Raw genomic sequence first — 17,901 nt, forward strand, 5'->3', positions numbered from 1 at the left:
GGCCTGGCAGCTAAATCGTACGGAAGCGAAAAATGCCGAGATACCGTCTAACAGATCAGAGATAACATCCGAATGACAGATGAATCTTTCCGCATTGCGGACAAGTTAAATGAAAGAGGGACCAAAATTTTCCACAACTATAATGGGGCCTAAACCAGAGTCCTGATACATGCCATAACGTCCACCTGGAGGAGACTAACATGAACAGATGCGCCTGGGTCAACCAAGATCCTTTATACATCGACTACCACGACAAGGAATGGGGCGTTCCCGTCTACGACGACCGCCTGCTGTTTGAGTATTTGAATCTCGAAGGGGCGCAAGCCGGCCTCAGTTGGTATACCATCCTGAAAAAAAGAGAAAATTACCGCCGGGCCTTCGATCAGTTCGATCCGGAGAAGATCAGCAAGTACGACGACAAAAAAGTAGAAGAACTGCTGGGTGACGCGGGTATCGTGCGAAACAAGCTGAAAATAGCAGCCGTCATCGCAAATGCAAAAGCGTATTTGGCTGTTGCCCGGGAGTTTGGCTCCTTCAGCCAATACATCTGGTCGTTCGTAGACGGAAAACCGATTCAAAACCACTTTAAAGAGCCAAGTGAAGTCCCTGTTTCCACCGAGATCAGCGACCGGTTAAGCAAGGATCTCAAAAAGCGCGGCTTCAAGTTCGTAGGTACGACGATCTGCTACGCCTACATGCAGGCAGTCGGGATGGTGAACGACCACCTGGTGACCTGCTGCTGCCATCCTCAGTCCCATTGAGTGCCGCAGTACTTGCGGATCAATTTTGACGCTCTCGTCTGGCTGATTTGCAAATCGGCTGCTACTTTACGAGAGCTTTTCCACTTTCGGTAGGATTTGGTCACCAGCTTTCTTTCTACCTCTTCGATGGCGGCATCCAGTGAAGACCAAGGGGCTTCGGGCGACCCGGTCTTGGCATGCTGGTGAATGATCTCCGGCAGATCGCCAGGGTTGATGATCGACTCGGTGGTGATGACCGAGCGCTCCATGACATTTTCCAGCTGGCGCACATTGCCCGGCCAGGAATAGTTGGAGAGAATCTCAAGCGTCTCCTGGGAGATCAGGCGATCCACCTGGTATTTTTTGTTAAATCGGTTGATGAAGTAGTAGGTGAGCGGGATGATGTCTTCCGGCCGTTCGCGAAGGGGCGGGATTTTGACGTCGATGACGTTCAGCCGGTAGTACAGGTCCTCCCGAAACTGCTTATTCTCAACCATTTTGAGCAAATCCCGGTTCGTGGCTGCGATGATCCGGATGTCAACCTGTTTTACCTCCGTGCCGCCCACGGGCAGAAATTGGCGGTCCTGGATCACCTGGAGCAGCTTTGCCTGAATCTTCAGCGGCACCTCGCCGATCTCATCCAAAAACAGGGTGCCGTTGTTCGCCGCTTCAATCAGCCCCATCTTGCCCGCTTTGTTCGCCCCTGTAAAGGCCCCTTGAAAATAGCCAAACAACTCCGATTCCAGCAATTCTTCCGGGATCGCCGCACAGTTGATCGTAAGCATCGGGCCTCTCTTTCGCTGGCTGACCTGATGGATGAACTTGGCCAAGGCACCCTTCCCGGTCCCCGACTCTCCCTGGATCAGGATCGTCGAATCAACAGCGGCGACCCGTTCACAGAAGCCAAGCAGCTCCTTCATCTTCGGGTTATTGGTGATGATATGGCCGATAGATATAGGGTGTTCGCTTGCATTTTCCTCTCTTGAAAGCGTCAATTCCTTGAAGTTTGGTTCATGGGCGGTGATGACGACCAGTTCAATCTCTTGGTTCCTGTTGAGGATGGGGACGGCAGTCGTGATTAATTCAGCGCCGTAATAAGTGGTTTGCTTGATGGTGACCGGCTTTTTTTCCGCCATGACCCGCGGTACCACAGTGGGTGTCCAATACCCCTGTTTAAACAGCTTTTCATTTTTGACGCCGATCACCTCGGAGCGCTTCAGCCCGTAGTGCTGCTCGCAAACCCGGTTGATAAAGACGATGCGGGTATCGCCGTCGAGGACGTATATCTCGTCTGATGAATGGTCCAGGATTTTTTCAAAGATTTCCGTGCTCATTTCAATCATCTGGTTTCCGGGTTCTTTATACATGGACAGCCCTCCTTGGAGCGAAAAAAGCGAAACAGATTGAGTTGACAACACTTCAGTTGAGTTGATATTAACTCAAAGTGAAGCGGCCCATCAACAGAAAATGATGAAATATCAGAAAAAACAGTCTGGCATGATATATGCAAATCTGTCTTTGTGAAATCGAAATCATCACTGTGAATGGAAGGGGACGAACCTGCATGTCAGTTCAAGAAGCGAAAGCCAACATCCATAACGATGAGGTGAGAACACTCCCGTACGGTTTGTATACCGATCCCCAGGTTTTGAAGGAAGAGCAAGAGAAGATCTTTGCCCGCTCCTGGCAGTTCGTCGGTCATGTCAGCCAGGTAGAGCAGCCGGGGGACTATTTTACCTGCGAGGTGGCGGGAGAGCCGATCCTCGTCGTCCGGGGAAAAGAGGGGGCGCTGCGGGCGTTCTACAATGTGTGTCCGCATCGCGCGACCAAACTGGAAAAAAACGCGGAAGGAAATAAAAAAATCCTGCAGTGCGGGTATCACGGCTGGACCTTCAACCTCGACGGCTCGCTGAACAGGGCGCCGAATTTTAAGGGAGCGGAAGGCCTTTGCGCAGAAAGGTCCTGCCTGAGGGGCGTCAGAATAGAAGTGCTGGCCTCCTTGATTTTCGTCAATCTGGATGACCATGCCCAGCCGCTGGCAGCCTCATACGGCAATTTCTTTGCCGAACTGGAGGCCTTTCCCTTCCTGGGTGAGTTGAAAAAAATCAACAGCAAGACACGGGTCATCAAGGCCAACTGGAAGGCCTTTATCGACAACTATCTGGAATGCGACCACTGTCCGATTGCCCATCCGGGATTCTCGGCGGCATTGGATCTCAGCCAGTACAAAATCATTCAATGTGAAAACTACTCCGTGCAGGGAACCGTCGTAAAGCCGGATAAACAGTACGGGTCGGTCGAGCTGGATAAGGCGGAAATGCAGGGGGGCCGGTTCTACTGGCTGTGGCCCAATCTGATGGTGACGATCTACCCAGGACCGGGCAATATGTCGATCATCCAGATGGTGCCCATCGACCATGAGACGACATTGGGCGTCTACACCTACCTTTTCCGTGACGAGCAGCTGACCCAGGAGGAGCGGGACCTGATCGCCTTTGCCGAACAGGTTCGGGACGAGGACGTCGAACTGGTCGAGCTGGAACAGATCGGGTTTCGTTCCCGCGCCTTTTCCAAAGGCCAATTTTCTCCTACCGAGCACGCGGTACTGCAGTTTCACGAGATGGTGCTGAGCGCGCTGGAGCAAAAATAGACGGGGCTTCCCACGAGGAAGCTCCCTGGAAAAAATGCATGGCCAAATGACTTGAAAGCGTTCTCTTTCCCTGCCCATTTAGGTTATAGTAGGGCAAATGCCGCTGCTGTTGCAAAACGAAAAAAAGAAGGGGGATGCCAATGATACGGTTTCACAATGTCAGCAAGACGATCAATCAGGTTCAGATCATCAAGGGGCTTGATCTCCAGATCCATGAAGGGGAACTGTTTGTCCTGATCGGTCCGAGCGGATGCGGCAAGACGACCACGATGAAAATGATCAACCGCCTGGTTGAGCCTTCATCCGGAACGATTGAAATCAACGGAGAGGACATTTCGAAAAAAGACCCCGTGCAGCTTAGGCGCAACATCGGGTACGTCATCCAGCAAATTGCCCTGTTTCCGCACATGACGATCGGTCAGAATGTTTCGATTGTTCCCAAGCTAAAGAATGTCCCGCCTCAGGAGTGCGAGAAAAGAGTGGATGAGCTGCTGGACCTGGTGGGGTTGGATCCGAAGAAATTCAAGAACCGCTACCCGTCCGAACTGAGCGGCGGACAGCAGCAGCGGGTGGGCGTCATCCGGGCCATGGCTGCCGACCCGCCGATCATCCTGATGGATGAACCGTTCAGCGCCCTGGACCCCATCACGCGGGAACAGCTGCAGGATGAGTTCGTCCGCCTGCAAAAAGCGATCAAAAAAACGATCGTCTTTGTCACCCATGATATGGATGAGGCTTTGAAAATAGCCGACCGGATCTGCCTGATGAAGGATGGCAGCATCGTGCAAATCGATCAGCCGGCCCAGCTCTTGCAGAATCCCGCGGGCGAGTTTGTGATCGAGTTTATCGGGCCGAAACGCCTGCAGAAGCATCTGCGGGAATACAATACGTCCCAGCACCTCGGCGAAACCGGTCCCCTCCAAACGGGAACCTCCAAAAGCGGGGGAGTGCGATGAGCGAGTTGATAGCCTTTGTCCAGGAGAGGTACAGCGATATTTTCACCGTCATCTGGCAGCATCTGTACATTTCCGCCATTGCGGTCATCGCAGGGTTCATCGTGTCGGTACCCTTAGGGATCGTTCTGACCAGAACGAAAAAAGTGAGTCACTTCGTCATCGGAATTGTGAACGTAATCCAGACCATCCCCAGTTTGGCGCTGCTTGGGTTCATGATACCCCTGATCGGAATCGGTACATTTCCTGCGATCGTCGCGCTGTTTTTATACTCCATCCTGCCGATGCTGCAAAACACCTACACCGGGATCAGGGAAGTGGACCCTGCGATGAAGGAAGCGGCCAGGGGGATGGGCATGACGGATTTGCAGATCCTGCTGAAGGTCGAGGTTCCGCTGGCGATTTCCGTCATTATGGGAGGCTTTCGCACAGCGACGATCTACACGATCAGCTGGGCTACGCTCGCTTCCTTGATTGGCGGAGGAGGGCTGGGGTATTTGGTCTTTACCGGGCTGACGATCAACAACGAGAGCATGCTGATCATCGGGGCTATCTCTGCCGCGCTGTTGGCGGCTTTGGCAGATATCCTGACCAGGAAGATCCAGAGCATTTGCACTCCGAGGGGACTGCGAAAATAACAGGGGGGAATTTCATGAAGAGAATTGGGTCTATTATCATTGCCGGCTTGCTGCTGTTTAGCGTGATCACAGGCTGCTCCAAGAGCGCTTCCGGATCGGGGGATGTCGTCAAAATCGGCTCCTGGTCCACCTCCGAACACTTGATTCTCGCGCATATGATCAAGCTCCTGATCGAACAAGACACCAAGCTGAAGCCGGAGATCGTAGAGGGGCTGACCTCCACGCCGGTCGTGCTCAAAGCGATGGAGAACAACGAAATCCAGATTTCCGCCGTGCGGTATGTGGGAACGGATTTGTCCAGCAGTCTGAAAATCGAAGATCCCCCGCGCGATCCGGCTGAAGCATTGAAGCTGGTGCAAGAAGGAATGCAGGAAAAGTACGATCAGAAGTTCTTTCCTTCCTACGGCTTTGAAAATACCTACGTATTTACCGTGCGTCAGGACTTGGCCGACAAACTCAACCTGCAAAAGGTATCAGACGTAGCTCCCCATGCCAAGGACCTGCACCTGGGGACGGACAATGCCTGGCTGGAACGCCCCAATGACGGCTATCCGGCGTTCAAAAAGGCGTACGGAATCGAGTTCGGCAAAACCTCGCCGATGGAGATCGGCTTGGTGTACAAGGCCGTCAGCAACAAAGACGTGGACATCGTGCTGGCGTATTCGACGGATTCGCGTCTGAAGGAATACCAGCTCAAGACGCTGGAGGACGACAAGAAATTCTTCCCGCCGTATCAGGCGGCACCCGTTGTCCGCAACGACTTGCTGAAAAAACATCCCGAATTGGAGGACGTGATCAATAAACTGGTTGGCCAGATCGACACAGAGACAATGACAGAATTGAATTATCAAGCAGATATCAAGAAAGTGCAGCCTGCCGAGATCGCGAAAAACTTCCTGAAGGAAAAGGGGCTGCTGAAATAGCGAAAAGCATCGAAAACGGTGAAGGAGGGAGGCAGCTTGAACACCTTTCTGGATGTGTTGCAATACATGATCAACGACTGGGAAAATATCCTGACGATCACCGGTGAACACCTGTACATGAGCTTGAGCGGGGTTGTGCTGGCCGCGATTGCCGGCGTACCGACAGCTGTTTTGATGACGAGGAACCAAAAGCTGGCCGTGTCCGTACAAGCCGTGATCAACATGATTCAAACCATCCCGAACCTGGCGCTGCTCCTGATCGTCATGATCTTCTTCGGGCTGGGCTACACGACGGCCATCATCGCCCTGATCTGTTATTCCCTGCTGCCGATTATCCAGAATACCTATACGGGGCTGCAGAACGTAGACCCTCATCTGATCGAAGCGGGAAAAGGCATGGGCATGACGCCCATGCAGCTGCTGGTTAAAGTAAAAATTCCCCTGGCTCTGCCTGTCATGATGGCGGGTTTTCGGGTAGCGACGGTCATCTGCATCGGCGTCGCCACCATCGCCACGTTTGTCGGCGCAGGCGGGCTCGGGCAGCTGATTTTCCGGGGGATCCTATCCACGGATGACGTGAAAATTCTGGCCGGTTCCATTCCGGCCGCCTGTCTTGCCGTCGGCGTCGACTTTTTGCTGAAATGGGTGGAAAAGCGGTCCGGATTTTATCTGCACAAGGCGAGGAGCGAATAGCGTGAAAACGGCTTGAAGTCAAGGGTGAACCGATTTTGTTAAAATACGGCAGCTATAAAAAGCCCGGCGCACAAGCCGGGCTTTACCGTAGTTTCAATATTCAAGAAACGTGCCGCGCCATTTGGTGAATTCAGGATTTTTTTATAGAAAATGGAAGCTATTTGCTGGTAAACGTCGCAGTACGTGTGTCTCCATCCCACTCAACTTGAATGTCAAGCAGTTCGGCAAGCTTGCCTGCGGGTAAGAAGGTCCGGCCGTTTTTGAGCATGGGTACTGCCCCGTCAAAATACAACGTTTTGCCGTCAACCAGGATCTCCGGCTTTCCAATGTGCAAGATAATACTCTTACCGTCTTTCGCAAGTGTAATTTTTTGTTCGCTTTCTTTCCAGTCCACGTCGAACTTGAATGCATCGGCAATTGCCCGAAGCGGAATCATGGTTCTTCCGTTCTCGACAAAGGGCTCCGCCCCGGTTCCGGCATTGGTATGCAAATAGTTCCCGTTCACTTGTACAATGACAAAACTTTTTCTCGCTTCTTCACAAAGAGGAAGTTCTTCTATCACCTTCTTGCCATCAATGACGAAGCCCATTTCCTTGGGTTTCCCATCTCGGCTCTCAGAACAGGAAGGCTTAGGTTTAACATCCGACCAAAAGAAATCTTCAGCGGCATACGTTATCTTTCCGGTCAACAGAATGGCGAGCAAGCCGAGAATAGCAATAAAGTTTCGTTTTGTTTTTACCATCATCATGATCTCCCAGATACCTCTCATTCTTCAATTTGACTTTTGCAGTTCCCAGCCATAAATCTTATTGATCTCATCCAATTCGTTTTGCGGGAGTGCATTGACATAGGCTTGAGGTACGCCTGTACCTTCCTCAATTCCTTTTTTCATAAGCTCTACAAGCTCCTCGGTGGTTAAACTTTCTGTGCGTTTAAGCTGCAAGCCATAAGTCTCATTGATCCCATCCAAATCTTTTTGCGGTAGTTGATCAAGATAATCTGGAGGTACGGGAACACCATCTTTAATGAATAGGTGAATACGATCTATGAGCTCCTCAGTGGTATATTCCGGCGGCGATACACTTTTTCTCATTTCGGGTACCTCTGATACATTCCCATTCTTATCGTAGTAAAGGACCGTGCCGTCCTCCAATTGAACGTAAACATTACGGCCTTGAGGGTCTTTGCCAGTCGGAATTTTGGGCGGCACTGCCTTGGACGGCACAGCCCTGTCCGGCACCGCCGATTCGGCAGCAGACGCGACAAGTCCGCCAATTCCCGCCATTGAGATAGTTGCAACAAGAGACAGCATAATCATAGACTTGTTTGTTTTCTTCACATTCATCAGGTTTAGAAGTCTCCTTTTCATATTCTTTTTGGAATTGCAAAAATTACTGGTGCAAACCACGTTTCTCTGCGTAACGCCATATTCCAGCATGGCTAACAGCGTTTCGCCGTATAACCTGCGGCTTTCCCTATCCATGTCCTGAACGACTTTTTCATCACAGGAGAGTTCGCAAAGCATATCCAACTGTTTGTTGAGCGAATAGGCCGCCGGATTAAACCAGTGAACCGCGTTTGCAGCGAGTACGATCAGTTTCATCAGCAGGTCGCCCCGCTTTAAATGAACGAGCTCATGGGAGAGAATCATGGCGAGCTCTTTTTCGCCAAATGGGGTATCCGGAAGAACAACAGCGGGTTTCCACAGCCCCATGAGCATGGGGGTTGTTGCACGGGCACTGACGATTACCTTGACGGGGCCGTTCACCATCTCACACACGCGGCTGTTTTGCAAGATCGAACGCTTAAATGCCCGATAGTTTTTTACGTTTACCGCAAGAAAGACAAATGTTCCCACTGCCCATACCAGAATTGCGGTTGCTGCTATTCCCTGAATGTTCTCCAGGCGGGACAGATTGGCAAACTGTTGATTGAAGAACGTGAGGTGACTTGCCGCTTGTTCGCTTGGCAGGATGTGTACAAATGGTTCCCTCATCTCTCCCGCCAGCGGGCTCGTGCCGGTATCGGGCAAAATAGAGCGGATAAACGGTACAAGCCTATTGATGATCGCTGAACCGCCAAGCAGAAAAAACACTGGAATGAAACCGGTGTAATAGTGCCAAGTCTGCGAAAACACTTTTTGCGTGATTGGCCTTACACCGGTTTGCACGATCCAAATGATGGTCCCAACGAATGACGCAATGATGAGAGATAGGAGGAAACCCATCATTTCTCACCCTCCTTGCGCGCAAACCACTCTTTTAGCTCCGCTATGTCCTTTTGACTAAGTTCTTCATCATCAACCAGAGCAGCGATGAAATTTTTGACATTCCCATTGTACAAGCGGTTTAAAAAGGTTTTTGTTTCGTACTTCTTGTACTCTTCCAGCGTCAATGCAGGATCGTAAACATTCGCCTTGCCGGCTATTGATTTTGTCAAAAAGCCTTTTTCGATCAGCCGCTTCAGGATGGTCGATACGGTTGAAGTCTTCCAGCCTTTGCCGGCGAAGATATCCAAAAGCTGTGCAACCGTGACGGGAGCAGCCAATTCCCATATCACCTCCATGACTTCCAATTCCGTTTCAGATAACCTTCCTAATTTTTTCATCAGTGTGCACCTCTGATTTTTTATGCGACAACTTGTCGTAGATCCAAAATACGACAAGTTGTCGCAGATGTCAATACTGACTTTTTTGCCGGAGGCACCGTCCCGCCGGAAAAGGGGAGACGCTCTCATGCGAAGGCAGAACATACGGGATTTTAACAGAGGCAACCGCTGTTCCCTTGCTTTTTTGAATCGAGTATGGTATTGTGTTATCAGTCCAATAACGATTGAGAGGGAATTCACATATTGTAAAGGGCTACATCTTAACAGTTTGTGCCTTTTACAATATGTGAATTTTTATTTTAAAAATAAAAAGAACATGTTAAATGAAAAAATGGAGGTATTACACATGCAAACAGGAACTGTCAAATGGTTCAATGCTGAGAAGGGCTTCGGTTTTATCGAAGTGGAAGGCGGCAGCGACGTATTTGTTCACTTCAGCGCAATCCAGGGCGAAGGCTTCAAATCCTTGGATGAAGGCCAACGCGTTGAATTCAACGTGGTGCAAGGCAATCGCGGTCCGCAAGCTGAAAACGTCGTAAAACTGTAACAAGAAGAAAACTGCCCTTACAACAGACGTGAGGGCAGTTTTCTTTTGGCTTTGAACGGGTGAGACAGTCATACCAGCGATTCTGCTGGCATGGCTGTCTCACTTTTTTTGCACATTTCTTATCTAGATATGATTGACAATGCATAGGGGGTATTGTAAACTAGTCACCGAAGTCAATTGATAATGAATATCATTATTAACCAGAGGAGAGCCATGAAAAGAAGGTATTTGTTGCTTGCACTCATCGTCTTGTCTATCACTTCCATTTTCATTGGAGTAAAGGATATTACGCCCCTGGATCTGTTCCATCTATCCGATGACAAAGCCCAAATCCTGTTGATCAGCAGGCTGCCGCGGCTGATCAGCATCATCATTGCCGGGGTCAGCATGAGTGTATGCGGGTTGATCATGCAGCAGCTGAGCAGGAACAAGTTCGTGTCTCCGACTACCGCCGGCACGCTGGATTCCGCCCGGTTTGGCGTTCTGGTTTCCCTGATGGCATTTACCGCGGCCAGCCCCTTCCTGAAGATGCTTGTCGCCTTTGTCTTCGCTCTGCTCGGCACGTTTCTGTTTATGAAAATTCTCGAGCGGATCAAGTTCAGGGATACGATCTTCATCCCGCTGGTAGGGTTGATGTTCGGCAACATCATCAGTTCGATATCCACGTTTTTCGCCTACAAGTACGATTTGATTCAAAACATGTCGGCTTGGCTGCAGGGTGATTTTTCCCTGATCATGAAAGGCAGGTACGAACTGCTGTATGTGAGCATCCCTTTCCTGGTCCTGGCGTATCTGTTCGCCAATAAATTTACCGTCGCGGGGATGGGCGAGGAGTTTTCCAAGAATCTGGGCCTGAACTACAAGCAGGTCGTCCGGATCGGCTTGATCATCGTGGCGCTCGTCACTTCCTCGGTCGTACTGACCGTTGGGACCATTCCATTTTTGGGTCTGATTATTCCGAACATCGTCTCCATCTACCAGGGAGACCACTTGAAAAAAAGCTTGTCTCACACGGCGCTGCTGGGGGCGGTCTTCATCCTGTTTTGCGACATCCTCGGCCGGATCATTATCTATCCGTACGAGATATCGATCAGCCTTACCGTCGGCGTTATCGGAAGTGGGATCTTTGTTTACTTACTGATGAGGAGAAGGGCACATGGGGTATAAGGCAAAGACGTGGTTCCTCGCTGTCGTCGCCGTGATATTGATCGCCGTCTTTTTGTTCATAAACATTGGAAGCAGTTGGGATTACATACTGCCAAAAAGGATTGCGAAGGTGCTTGCGATCATCTTGACCGGGGGATCGATCGCATTTGCGACGACCGTCTTCCAGACGATTACGAACAATCGCATCCTCACCCCCAGCATTCTGGGCCTGGATTCCCTGTACTTGATGATTCAGACGGTCGTCGTGTTTCTGTTTGGCTCGAAGACCTTGACGATGGGCAGCAGCAATCTCAACTTTGCAGTCACGGTTGGTTTGATGATCCTGTTTTCAGGGGTGTTGTACAAAGTCATCTTTAAGCGGGAGCAGCAAAACATCTACTTTCTGCTGTTGATCGGCTTGATTTTTGGCACGCTCTTTCAAAGCCTGGCAACGTTTATGCAGGTGCTGATCGATCCAAACGAGTTTCAGATCGTCCAGGATAAGATGTTTGCCAGCTTTAACAACATCAAGACAGACCTGCTCGGGATTGCCGTCATCTCCGTCCTGCTCGTCTCCGTCTACTTTCGCAAGTTTATCAAGTACCTGGATGTGCTTTCCCTGGGTAGGGAGCAAGCGGTCAACCTCGGGGTCGATTACGATTACGTCGTAAAACGGCTGTTGATCGTCGTCGCGATCCTGATCTCCGTTTCGACCGCGCTGGTTGGGCCGATTACGTTTCTCGGGCTGCTGGTCGTCAATGTCACCTATGAATTTTTAAAAACCTACCGGCACCAGTATTTGCTTCTGGGTTCCATTCTGGTCAGCATCGTCGCATTGGTCGGAGGCCAGTTGATTGTTGAAAGGGTCTTTACCTTCGCCACAACCTTAAGCGTGATCATCAATTTCTGCGGCGGGGGCTACTTTCTATACCTTTTGTTAAAGGAGAACAAATCGTGGTAGAAGTAAAACACGTTTCCAAACTGTACGCAGGCAAAAAGGTGATCGACGATGTGACCGTGACCATCGGAAAAGGCAAGATCACCTCGTTTATCGGGCCGAACGGAGCAGGCAAAAGCACCCTGCTGTCAATGATCAGCCGTCTGATTCAAAGGGATGCGGGGCACATCTATATAGAAGGAAAGGAACTTGGCCAGTGGAAAAGCGGTGACCTCGCCAAAAAAATCTCCATCCTGAAGCAAGCCAATCACATCAGCCTGCGGTTGACGGTCAGAGAACTGGTTTCCTTTGGGCGCTTTCCCTATTCGCAAGGCAAACTTTCAGAAGAAGATTGGAGGTATGTAGAGGAAGCGATACAGTACATGGAGCTGTCAGATATGCAGCACAAGTACCTCGACCAGCTGAGCGGCGGTCAAAGGCAGAGGGCCTACATCGCCATGGTCATCGCCCAAAATACGGAGTATATCCTGCTCGATGAGCCGTTGAACAACCTGGACATGAAGCATTCTGTGCAAATCATGAAGATCTTGCGGCGGCTGGTAGATGAGCTGGGCAAAACCATCGTGATCGTCATCCACGACATCAATTTTGCCTCCTGCTACTCGGATACGATCGTGGCGCTAAAAGCAGGGAAAATCGTCCGGGAAGGCACTCCCGACGAGATGATGGACCCTGCGGTGCTGCGGGAAATTTACGAGATGGAGATGAAAATCGAGACCGTGGACAACAATAAAATTTGCATTTATTTTTCCTGAATCACAGTTTCGAGGGTTCAATCAAAAAAACGGATATGAGGTGGATACAATGAAGAAAGTACTTCTATTTTTCACGATCGCTTTGGCGGCTGTCTTTGCGGCTGCGTGCGGATCCAACAGTTCCAATACCGCTGCGGTGCAGGGCACGGAGGCAAACCAGGCTGGCGAAGAGCTGACGATCAAGCATCAGCTGGGTGAGACGCCGGTTAAGAAAAATCCGTCCAAAGTGGTTGTGTTTGACTTCGGCACGCTCGATTCCCTGGATAAGCTGGGGATTGAAGTGGCGGCGTTGCCAAAGAGCAGCATTCCCCCTTATCTGGAGAAGTACAAAGATGATAAATACGCAAACGTGGGCAGCTTGAAGGAGCCGGATTTTGAAAAGATTCATGAGCTGCAGCCGGATCTGATCATTATCTCGGGAAGACAGTCCGACATGTACGATGAGTTCAAAAAGATTGCCCCTACGATTTATCTGGGAGTAGACACATCGCGCTACATGGAGTCATTTACCGAGAATGCAAAAACCCTAGGAAAGATTTTCGATAAGGAAGCTGCTGTCGAGGAAGAACTGGCAAAAGTAAATGAATCGATCAAGCAACTGCACGAAAAGGTATCGGCAAGCAAACAGAACGCTCTGGTCATCCTGGCCAATGACGGAAAAGTCAGCGCCTATGGGGCGGGTTCCCGCTTCGGGATTATCCACGACGTATTCGGCTTCACGCCGGTAGACGACAAGATAGAGGTGTCGACGCACGGGCAGAGCATTTCTTTTGAATACATCGTCGAAAAAGACCCGGATTATCTGTTTGTCGTCGACCGGGGCACAGTAGCAGGGGGCACATCGTCGGCAAAAAATGTGGTGGAAAACGAACTGGTAAAAAATACGAAAGCGTATAAAAACAACCACATCGTCTACCTTGACCCGAATTACTGGTACCTTTCCGGCGGAGGACTTGCTTCCGTAGCAGACATGGTAAAGGAAGTAGCAGACAGCATTAGGTAGAGAATGTCAAAAAAGGCACCTTAGGTGCCTTTTTTTGCTGTTAAATGATGTTAAAATTATAGAGGGAATTATCTAGATTTATTCTGAAAAGCGCGAAGGGGGAAAGCCAATTGCACTTCAAGGATCATAAAGACTCTGACTCTGCCGTCAAGAAGGACGCCCATTTAGGGCAGCTTGCTTCCGTAGGTCAAATCGCTGCAGGAATTGCGCATGAGGTAAAAAATCCCTTAACAGCCGTCAAAGGATTTTTACAATTACTAAAAGAGGACCACAATGATTCGTATTTGGAAATCGCCCAGGCTGAATTGCAGAATGCGCTTCTGACGCTGGAAAATTTACTGCATGTCGCCAAGCCGGACTTGGAAACGGAACCCGATCAAACCGTAAATTTGTCCGTCGAATTGGAGGCCCTCATCAACCTCTTTCAAGATCAGATCTACCGGGTAGAGATTTCAAAGAACTTCTCCGATACGGACGCCTTGGTGTATGGAAAAAGGAATCAACTGAAAAAGGCATTTTTCAATCTCTTAAAGAATTCATTTGAGGCGATACCAGAACAAGGATCGATAACGATTGAACATTTTGTCAATGGGGGGAATGTAACTGTCACGATTCAAGACTCTGGAGTTGGCATTCCCGAAGAAAAGCTGGCCATGCTTGGGACCCCGTTCTTCTCGACGAAGGTGGACGGAACAGGCATGGGACTAACCCAGGTGTTCTCGGTTGTCTATCAGCATAGAGGGGAGATCCAGGTCTACAGCAAAGAGGGGGAAGGAACGAAGTTTGTCATCAAGATACCCAAGGAATCCCAAAAGATAACACGTGGAGTGATGGATTTGGATTTGTACTTTGAGAAGGGGCTCAACTTGAGAGGATTTTTTATCAAAAACCAGGAGAAATTTGAGGAGCGCCTGCTTGCAGAAGCGGTCAATGTAAAGGGAAAAATAGACGAGATTCAGCGTACCGGAAACATCAACCTGCTGGCCAACGCCCACAAGCTTGTGCTTTACATCGTTGATGCCCAAGAACACGAAGTGATTTCCTTTGCGCAAGAGGAAGGGATCTCATGGGCCAAGTACTCGTTAACCCTCGCGTTTAAACTGGAGTGGATCCAAACGATCCGAAGGGTCCTGTGGGAATTCCTGTACAATTACGATCGTCTATGTGGTAAGCAGAATACCCGCGAAGATTTTTACTCACTGGAAAAAAGCATTAATGAACTGGTCGATCAATTCCTTCATTATTTCTTTTTCAGCTATTCGCAGTACAAGGATGAATTAATCCAAAAACAAAGGGAGACCGTGCGGAATTTGTCTGTGCCGATCATCCCGTTGACTGCCACGATGTGCATTCTTCCGTTGATTGGGACGATCGATATGCAGCGAGCTTCTGAAATCGGGGATAAGGTGATCACCCAGGTAGGCGCACATCAAATCGAAGTGTTGATCATTGATTTTTCCGGTGCCGGTGAAATGGACAGCCAAGTCATCAAACATCTGATGAATCTCTTGGATGGCATAGCCATGATGGGATGCCAAGCGGTTATCACGGGACTGCGCCCGGAAACGGTGAAACTGATGGTCAGTCAGGGCTTGTCATTTGAAAATAAGGCAATGACCAAAGGCACGCTGCAACAGGCATTAGTAGAATACCTGACCTTCAAAAAGAAAAATGACACTACACTTTCATGAACTTATTCATTAAACATTGATGTATAGTCCGGTTATGGCGAGTTTTTGAACGCTCGCCATCATTTTTTTGTCCATTTTTTAGTAAATCACGCATAATGGGTACTAAGAACCAGGAAATATGTAACTTCTTGTTGAATGGTGTCAAAATTTATGCTACATTTTGCATTGAGCAAAATCTTAGATGATAATTCAAAAGTCACAGCATATTCCGATAAGGGCAAACTCATCGAAAGGTGGGGACGCAAAGCCATGGGTCTGTGGTTCTGACTGAACTATGATCGCCAGGTTGCCGAAGAATGGCTTTTCATAATGGCTATTCTTATTTGAATAGCCATTTTTTATACTTTGGGAAAGTTTAATTTCACTAACGCGTTAAATGATGAAAGTATAAGAAAAACGAAGGCTTTCGCTATTTGACTTGGCGATAAGCCAAGTTTTTCTAATGCGCCGGGGGTCTTAGACAAACCTGCAGTCAAAGGAGGGAGAAACATGTGTCAGTGTGAAACAAATGAGAAAGTCAACGAATTGATCGAAAAAAAACAATACTATCATTCCTATCAGCCGCTTTTNGCGCCGGGGGTCTTAGACAAACCTGCAGTCAAAGGAGGGAGAAACATGTGTCAGTGTGAAACAAATGAGAAAGTCAACGAATTGATCGAAAAAAAACAATACTATCATTCCTATCAGCCGCTTTTCAGGTTTAGCGACTGGGAACTGGTTGGCTATGAAGCATTCTTCCGCTGTGAATCTTTCACCCCAGAAGTTCTTTTCACAACCCTGTTGGAACAAGACTTGATGTACGAATTAGATACGACATCTATATACGAAGCCATTACGTCTTACGCCCAATCGATGACTTCTGCGCCCAAAAACCTGTTTGTGAATATACTGCCCTCAACACTACTCCATCCATCGCTGCCGTCCTTCTTGGAAAAGCTGCAAGCCACAAACTCCGTTCCCAACAGATACATCATCTTTGAAATCAATGAAGCGGAACAAATAACCGATTACAGGGCTTTTGGCGAGGCTGTTCGCCGTCTGCGCCAGGACGGATTCCGGATTGCTCTCGATGACGTCGGAAAAGGAGTCGCCTCCTTGCAAAGAATTGTGGAAGTGGAACCGGACTATATCAAATTGGATCGATATTTTGCAACCGATTTGTCCAGTTCAGAGAAAAAACAGCGAATGATTCAACTGCTTGTGACGTATTGCCGTAACCATACATTTCTGATTTTGGAAGGCATAGAAACACCCGAAGATCTGGCTGCAGCCAAGGTGCTGGGTGTCGATATCGGACAGGGCTATGTTTTGGGCAAACCTGGGTCCTTGCATCACATGAATTCGTAGATTAGCTAAAGAGAAGGAGTGGTATTCATGACCGGTTCGGTCGTCATCACCGATTTTTTAAACGGATCAATTCAAGCGGCAACGACCATTATCCCCCTTTCCAATACGTTAGGTATACCTGTACGAGTGACGGTCCCGATTCTGCAGCCAGAGATGGGCGTGTTGATCGGGGTTTCGGGAGCCGTCCAGGGCAGCCTGATTCTGGAGGGAAAGACGAGCACGTTTGGCATGCTTGGAAAAACGATGTTTGGCTTTGACCTGGAAAGCGAAATGCTGCATTCTTTTGTCGGCGAATTCGGCAACATGATCGCAGGGAATATGTCTACGTTCTTGTCCCAGCGAAATCTTTTCGTCGACATTACCCCACCGGTTGTCATGAATAGGGAAACGAGCCTGGAAGGCTATAATGAAACGCTCAGAGTTCCGATCGACATTCACGAAGCAGGCGCCATCAATATGATTCTGCTGCTCAAATGAAACCGGACAGGGGCAGCCGGCAAAGCAACCACAAGGAAGTGGTTGTTTTTTTTGCCTACAAGCAGAAGTGTTGATTGAATTTTCGGTATCATATATAATATATGGAATTTACCGCAAAAGGAGGTGCCTCTATGTGAAACCTCAGGTATCGCCAAAGTCTCTGAAGCTGCAAACCTACCATGTTTTAAAGGAGGCTATCATCAGCGGGGAACTGAAGGACAATGAAATGATCACGGAAAAAAAGGCGATGGAACTGTTCGGCATCAGCCGCACTCCTTTTCGCGAGGCCATTCAAGCGCTGGAAGCAGAGGGATGGGTCTACTCCCTGCCTTACAAGGGGACATATGTCAGCTCATTTGACGAAAGGGATATCGAAGAGGTGTTTGAACTTCGCGCGGTGCTTGAAACCGCGGTCGCGAGGAAAGCAGCAGGGCGCCTGGATCAACAGGCGTATGCGGCATTGGAGGAAATCATCTGCCAGATGACGACGGATGCGAAGGTACAGAATGATTACGCGTTTACCTCGCTGGACTTTGAGTTTCATCGGGCATTGAACAGGCTGGCCGATAACAAGCGCCTGCTAACGATGACCGAACAGGTTTACGACGTGATGCGGCGAATCGGCATGCGTGTTCTGCAAAGGCCGATTCAGCGCAGGGAGGAGGTGATTCGCGAGCACAGGAGGATTTTGGACGGGCTTCAAAACGGAGATGCGGAAGCAGCCGTCATCGAGCACCTGGAGCGGGTGAAGCAGATTATTCTGAACAGGTAGT

18 protein-coding genes, 1 pseudogene and 1 riboswitch are annotated in these 17,901 nt (G+C 49.3%); of the genes and pseudogenes, 15 read left to right on the forward strand and 4 right to left on the reverse strand.

Annotated elements, in window-relative coordinates; all coding sequences use genetic code 11:
- Positions 1 to 200 precede the first annotated feature (200 nt).
- Positions 201 to 761: a DNA-3-methyladenine glycosylase I gene (locus ACI7RC_RS22345; protein WP_408110410.1), complete on the forward strand. Its 561-nt coding sequence runs from the start codon at positions 201 to 203 to the stop codon at positions 759 to 761.
- Here ACI7RC_RS22345 and ACI7RC_RS22350 read toward each other — a convergent pair.
- Positions 749 to 2,107 (reverse strand): sigma-54 interaction domain-containing protein, encoded by a 1,359-nt coding sequence (locus tag ACI7RC_RS22350; RefSeq protein ID WP_408110411.1) that lies wholly within the window; start codon positions 2,105 to 2,107, stop codon positions 749 to 751. The two genes, ACI7RC_RS22345 and ACI7RC_RS22350, sit on opposite strands and share 13 nt — an antisense overlap.
- A 197-nt stretch (positions 2,108 to 2,304) precedes the next feature.
- Here ACI7RC_RS22350 and ACI7RC_RS22355 point away from each other — a divergent pair, with 197 nt between their 5' ends.
- The 5 genes and pseudogenes from ACI7RC_RS22355 to ACI7RC_RS22375 all read left to right on the forward strand — a co-directional run bounded on the left by ACI7RC_RS22355 (position 2,305) and on the right by ACI7RC_RS22375 (position 6,597).
- On the forward strand, positions 2,305 to 3,390 hold the full coding sequence (locus ACI7RC_RS22355) for an aromatic ring-hydroxylating oxygenase subunit alpha (RefSeq protein ID WP_408110412.1): 1,086 nt from the start codon (positions 2,305 to 2,307) through the stop codon (positions 3,388 to 3,390).
- A 140-nt stretch (positions 3,391 to 3,530) separates the two neighbouring features.
- Positions 3,531 to 4,331 (forward strand): annotated as a pseudogene (locus ACI7RC_RS22360) (ABC transporter ATP-binding protein); the annotation flags it as partial.
- Between the two features lie 11 nt (positions 4,332 to 4,342).
- The gene (locus ACI7RC_RS22365; protein ID WP_408110413.1) at positions 4,343 to 4,981 is read left to right on the forward strand and encodes an ABC transporter permease; all 639 of its coding nucleotides are present in this window, start codon (positions 4,343 to 4,345) and stop codon (positions 4,979 to 4,981) included.
- Positions 4,982 to 4,995: 14 nt separating this feature from the next.
- Positions 4,996 to 5,904, forward strand: a complete 909-nt coding sequence (locus ACI7RC_RS22370) for an osmoprotectant ABC transporter substrate-binding protein (RefSeq protein ID WP_408110414.1) — start codon at positions 4,996 to 4,998, stop codon at positions 5,902 to 5,904.
- 36 nt (positions 5,905 to 5,940) lie between these two features.
- A complete protein-coding gene (locus ACI7RC_RS22375) occupies positions 5,941 to 6,597 on the forward strand; it encodes an ABC transporter permease (protein WP_408110415.1) in 657 nt (218 codons plus the stop codon).
- 157 nt (positions 6,598 to 6,754) lie between these two features.
- On the opposite strand, the gene ACI7RC_RS22380 is transcribed toward ACI7RC_RS22375, so the two are convergent.
- Genes ACI7RC_RS22380 through ACI7RC_RS22390 form a run of 3 tightly spaced genes read right to left on the reverse strand, consistent with a single transcriptional unit; the run spans position 6,755 to position 9,204 of the window.
- On the reverse strand, positions 6,755 to 7,339 hold the full coding sequence (locus ACI7RC_RS22380) for a copper amine oxidase N-terminal domain-containing protein (RefSeq protein WP_408110416.1): 585 nt from the start codon (positions 7,337 to 7,339) through the stop codon (positions 6,755 to 6,757).
- A gap of 30 nt (positions 7,340 to 7,369) precedes the next feature.
- On the reverse strand, positions 7,370 to 8,827 hold the full coding sequence (locus tag ACI7RC_RS22385) for a M56 family metallopeptidase (RefSeq protein ID WP_408110417.1): 1,458 nt from the start codon (positions 8,825 to 8,827) through the stop codon (positions 7,370 to 7,372).
- On the reverse strand, positions 8,824 to 9,204 hold the full coding sequence (locus tag ACI7RC_RS22390; protein ID WP_408110418.1) for a BlaI/MecI/CopY family transcriptional regulator: 381 nt from the start codon (positions 9,202 to 9,204) through the stop codon (positions 8,824 to 8,826). The genes ACI7RC_RS22385 and ACI7RC_RS22390 overlap by 4 nt, the downstream gene beginning before the upstream one ends.
- A 346-nt stretch (positions 9,205 to 9,550) precedes the next feature.
- Here ACI7RC_RS22390 and ACI7RC_RS22395 point away from each other — a divergent pair, with 346 nt between their 5' ends.
- From ACI7RC_RS22395 to ACI7RC_RS22435, 9 genes are all read left to right on the forward strand, one after another.
- The gene (locus ACI7RC_RS22395) at positions 9,551 to 9,751 is read left to right on the forward strand and encodes a cold-shock protein (RefSeq protein WP_408110419.1); all 201 of its coding nucleotides are present in this window, start codon (positions 9,551 to 9,553) and stop codon (positions 9,749 to 9,751) included.
- 213 nt (positions 9,752 to 9,964) lie between these two features.
- A complete protein-coding gene (locus tag ACI7RC_RS22400) occupies positions 9,965 to 10,918 on the forward strand; it encodes an ABC transporter permease (RefSeq protein WP_408110420.1) in 954 nt (317 codons plus the stop codon).
- A complete protein-coding gene (locus ACI7RC_RS22405) occupies positions 10,908 to 11,858 on the forward strand; it encodes an iron chelate uptake ABC transporter family permease subunit (RefSeq protein ID WP_408110421.1) in 951 nt (316 codons plus the stop codon). Before ACI7RC_RS22400 ends, ACI7RC_RS22405 begins: the two co-directional genes overlap by 11 nt.
- Complete coding sequence (locus ACI7RC_RS22410; protein WP_408110422.1) at positions 11,852 to 12,610, forward strand: iron ABC transporter ATP-binding protein; 759 nt, start codon at positions 11,852 to 11,854, stop codon at positions 12,608 to 12,610. Before ACI7RC_RS22405 ends, ACI7RC_RS22410 begins: the two co-directional genes overlap by 7 nt.
- A 49-nt stretch (positions 12,611 to 12,659) precedes the next feature.
- Positions 12,660 to 13,613, forward strand: coding sequence for a siderophore ABC transporter substrate-binding protein (locus ACI7RC_RS22415; protein WP_408110423.1), 954 nt, complete (start codon positions 12,660 to 12,662; stop codon positions 13,611 to 13,613).
- A gap of 110 nt (positions 13,614 to 13,723) precedes the next feature.
- Entirely contained in the window at positions 13,724 to 15,304 is a 1,581-nt protein-coding gene (locus ACI7RC_RS22420; protein ID WP_408110424.1) for an ATP-binding protein, read from the forward strand.
- A gap of 206 nt (positions 15,305 to 15,510) precedes the next feature.
- Positions 15,511 to 15,598: riboswitch (cyclic di-GMP riboswitch) on the forward strand.
- 321 nt (positions 15,599 to 15,919) lie between these two features.
- A complete protein-coding gene (locus tag ACI7RC_RS22425) occupies positions 15,920 to 16,651 on the forward strand; it encodes an EAL domain-containing protein (RefSeq protein ID WP_408110425.1) in 732 nt (243 codons plus the stop codon).
- A 27-nt stretch (positions 16,652 to 16,678) separates the two neighbouring features.
- Positions 16,679 to 17,128, forward strand: coding sequence for a chemotaxis protein CheX (locus ACI7RC_RS22430; RefSeq protein WP_408110426.1), 450 nt, complete (start codon positions 16,679 to 16,681; stop codon positions 17,126 to 17,128).
- Between the two features lie 133 nt (positions 17,129 to 17,261).
- Complete coding sequence (locus tag ACI7RC_RS22435) at positions 17,262 to 17,900, forward strand: GntR family transcriptional regulator (RefSeq protein WP_408110427.1); 639 nt, start codon at positions 17,262 to 17,264, stop codon at positions 17,898 to 17,900.
- Position 17,901: the final 1 nt, after the last annotated feature.

Source organism: Brevibacillus sp. B_LB10_24, assembly GCF_046036945.1.
In the GTDB taxonomy this organism is placed as follows: domain Bacteria; phylum Bacillota; class Bacilli; order Brevibacillales; family Brevibacillaceae; genus Brevibacillus_C.

Coding starts and splice junctions, on each gene's coding strand:
- ACI7RC_RS22345 (WP_408110410.1), top strand. CDS start 201: ATGAACAGATGCGCCTGGGTCAACCAAGATCCTTTATACATCGACTAC.
- ACI7RC_RS22380 (WP_408110416.1), bottom strand. CDS start 7,339: ATGGTAAAAACAAAACGAAACTTTATTGCTATTCTCGGCTTGCTCGCC.
- ACI7RC_RS22370 (WP_408110414.1), top strand. CDS start 4,996: ATGAAGAGAATTGGGTCTATTATCATTGCCGGCTTGCTGCTGTTTAGC.
- ACI7RC_RS22405 (WP_408110421.1), top strand. CDS start 10,908: ATGGGGTATAAGGCAAAGACGTGGTTCCTCGCTGTCGTCGCCGTGATA.
- ACI7RC_RS22395 (WP_408110419.1), top strand. CDS start 9,551: ATGCAAACAGGAACTGTCAAATGGTTCAATGCTGAGAAGGGCTTCGGT.
- ACI7RC_RS22355 (WP_408110412.1), top strand. CDS start 2,305: ATGTCAGTTCAAGAAGCGAAAGCCAACATCCATAACGATGAGGTGAGA.
- ACI7RC_RS22390 (WP_408110418.1), bottom strand. CDS start 9,204: ATGAAAAAATTAGGAAGGTTATCTGAAACGGAATTGGAAGTCATGGAG.
- ACI7RC_RS22425 (WP_408110425.1), top strand. CDS start 15,920: ATGTGTCAGTGTGAAACAAATGAGAAAGTCAACGAATTGATCGAAAAA.
- ACI7RC_RS22430 (WP_408110426.1), top strand. CDS start 16,679: ATGACCGGTTCGGTCGTCATCACCGATTTTTTAAACGGATCAATTCAA.
- ACI7RC_RS22350 (WP_408110411.1), bottom strand. CDS start 2,107: ATGTATAAAGAACCCGGAAACCAGATGATTGAAATGAGCACGGAAATC.
- ACI7RC_RS22385 (WP_408110417.1), bottom strand. CDS start 8,827: ATGATGGGTTTCCTCCTATCTCTCATCATTGCGTCATTCGTTGGGACC.
- ACI7RC_RS22415 (WP_408110423.1), top strand. CDS start 12,660: ATGAAGAAAGTACTTCTATTTTTCACGATCGCTTTGGCGGCTGTCTTT.
- ACI7RC_RS22365 (WP_408110413.1), top strand. CDS start 4,343: ATGAGCGAGTTGATAGCCTTTGTCCAGGAGAGGTACAGCGATATTTTC.
- ACI7RC_RS22400 (WP_408110420.1), top strand. CDS start 9,965: ATGAAAAGAAGGTATTTGTTGCTTGCACTCATCGTCTTGTCTATCACT.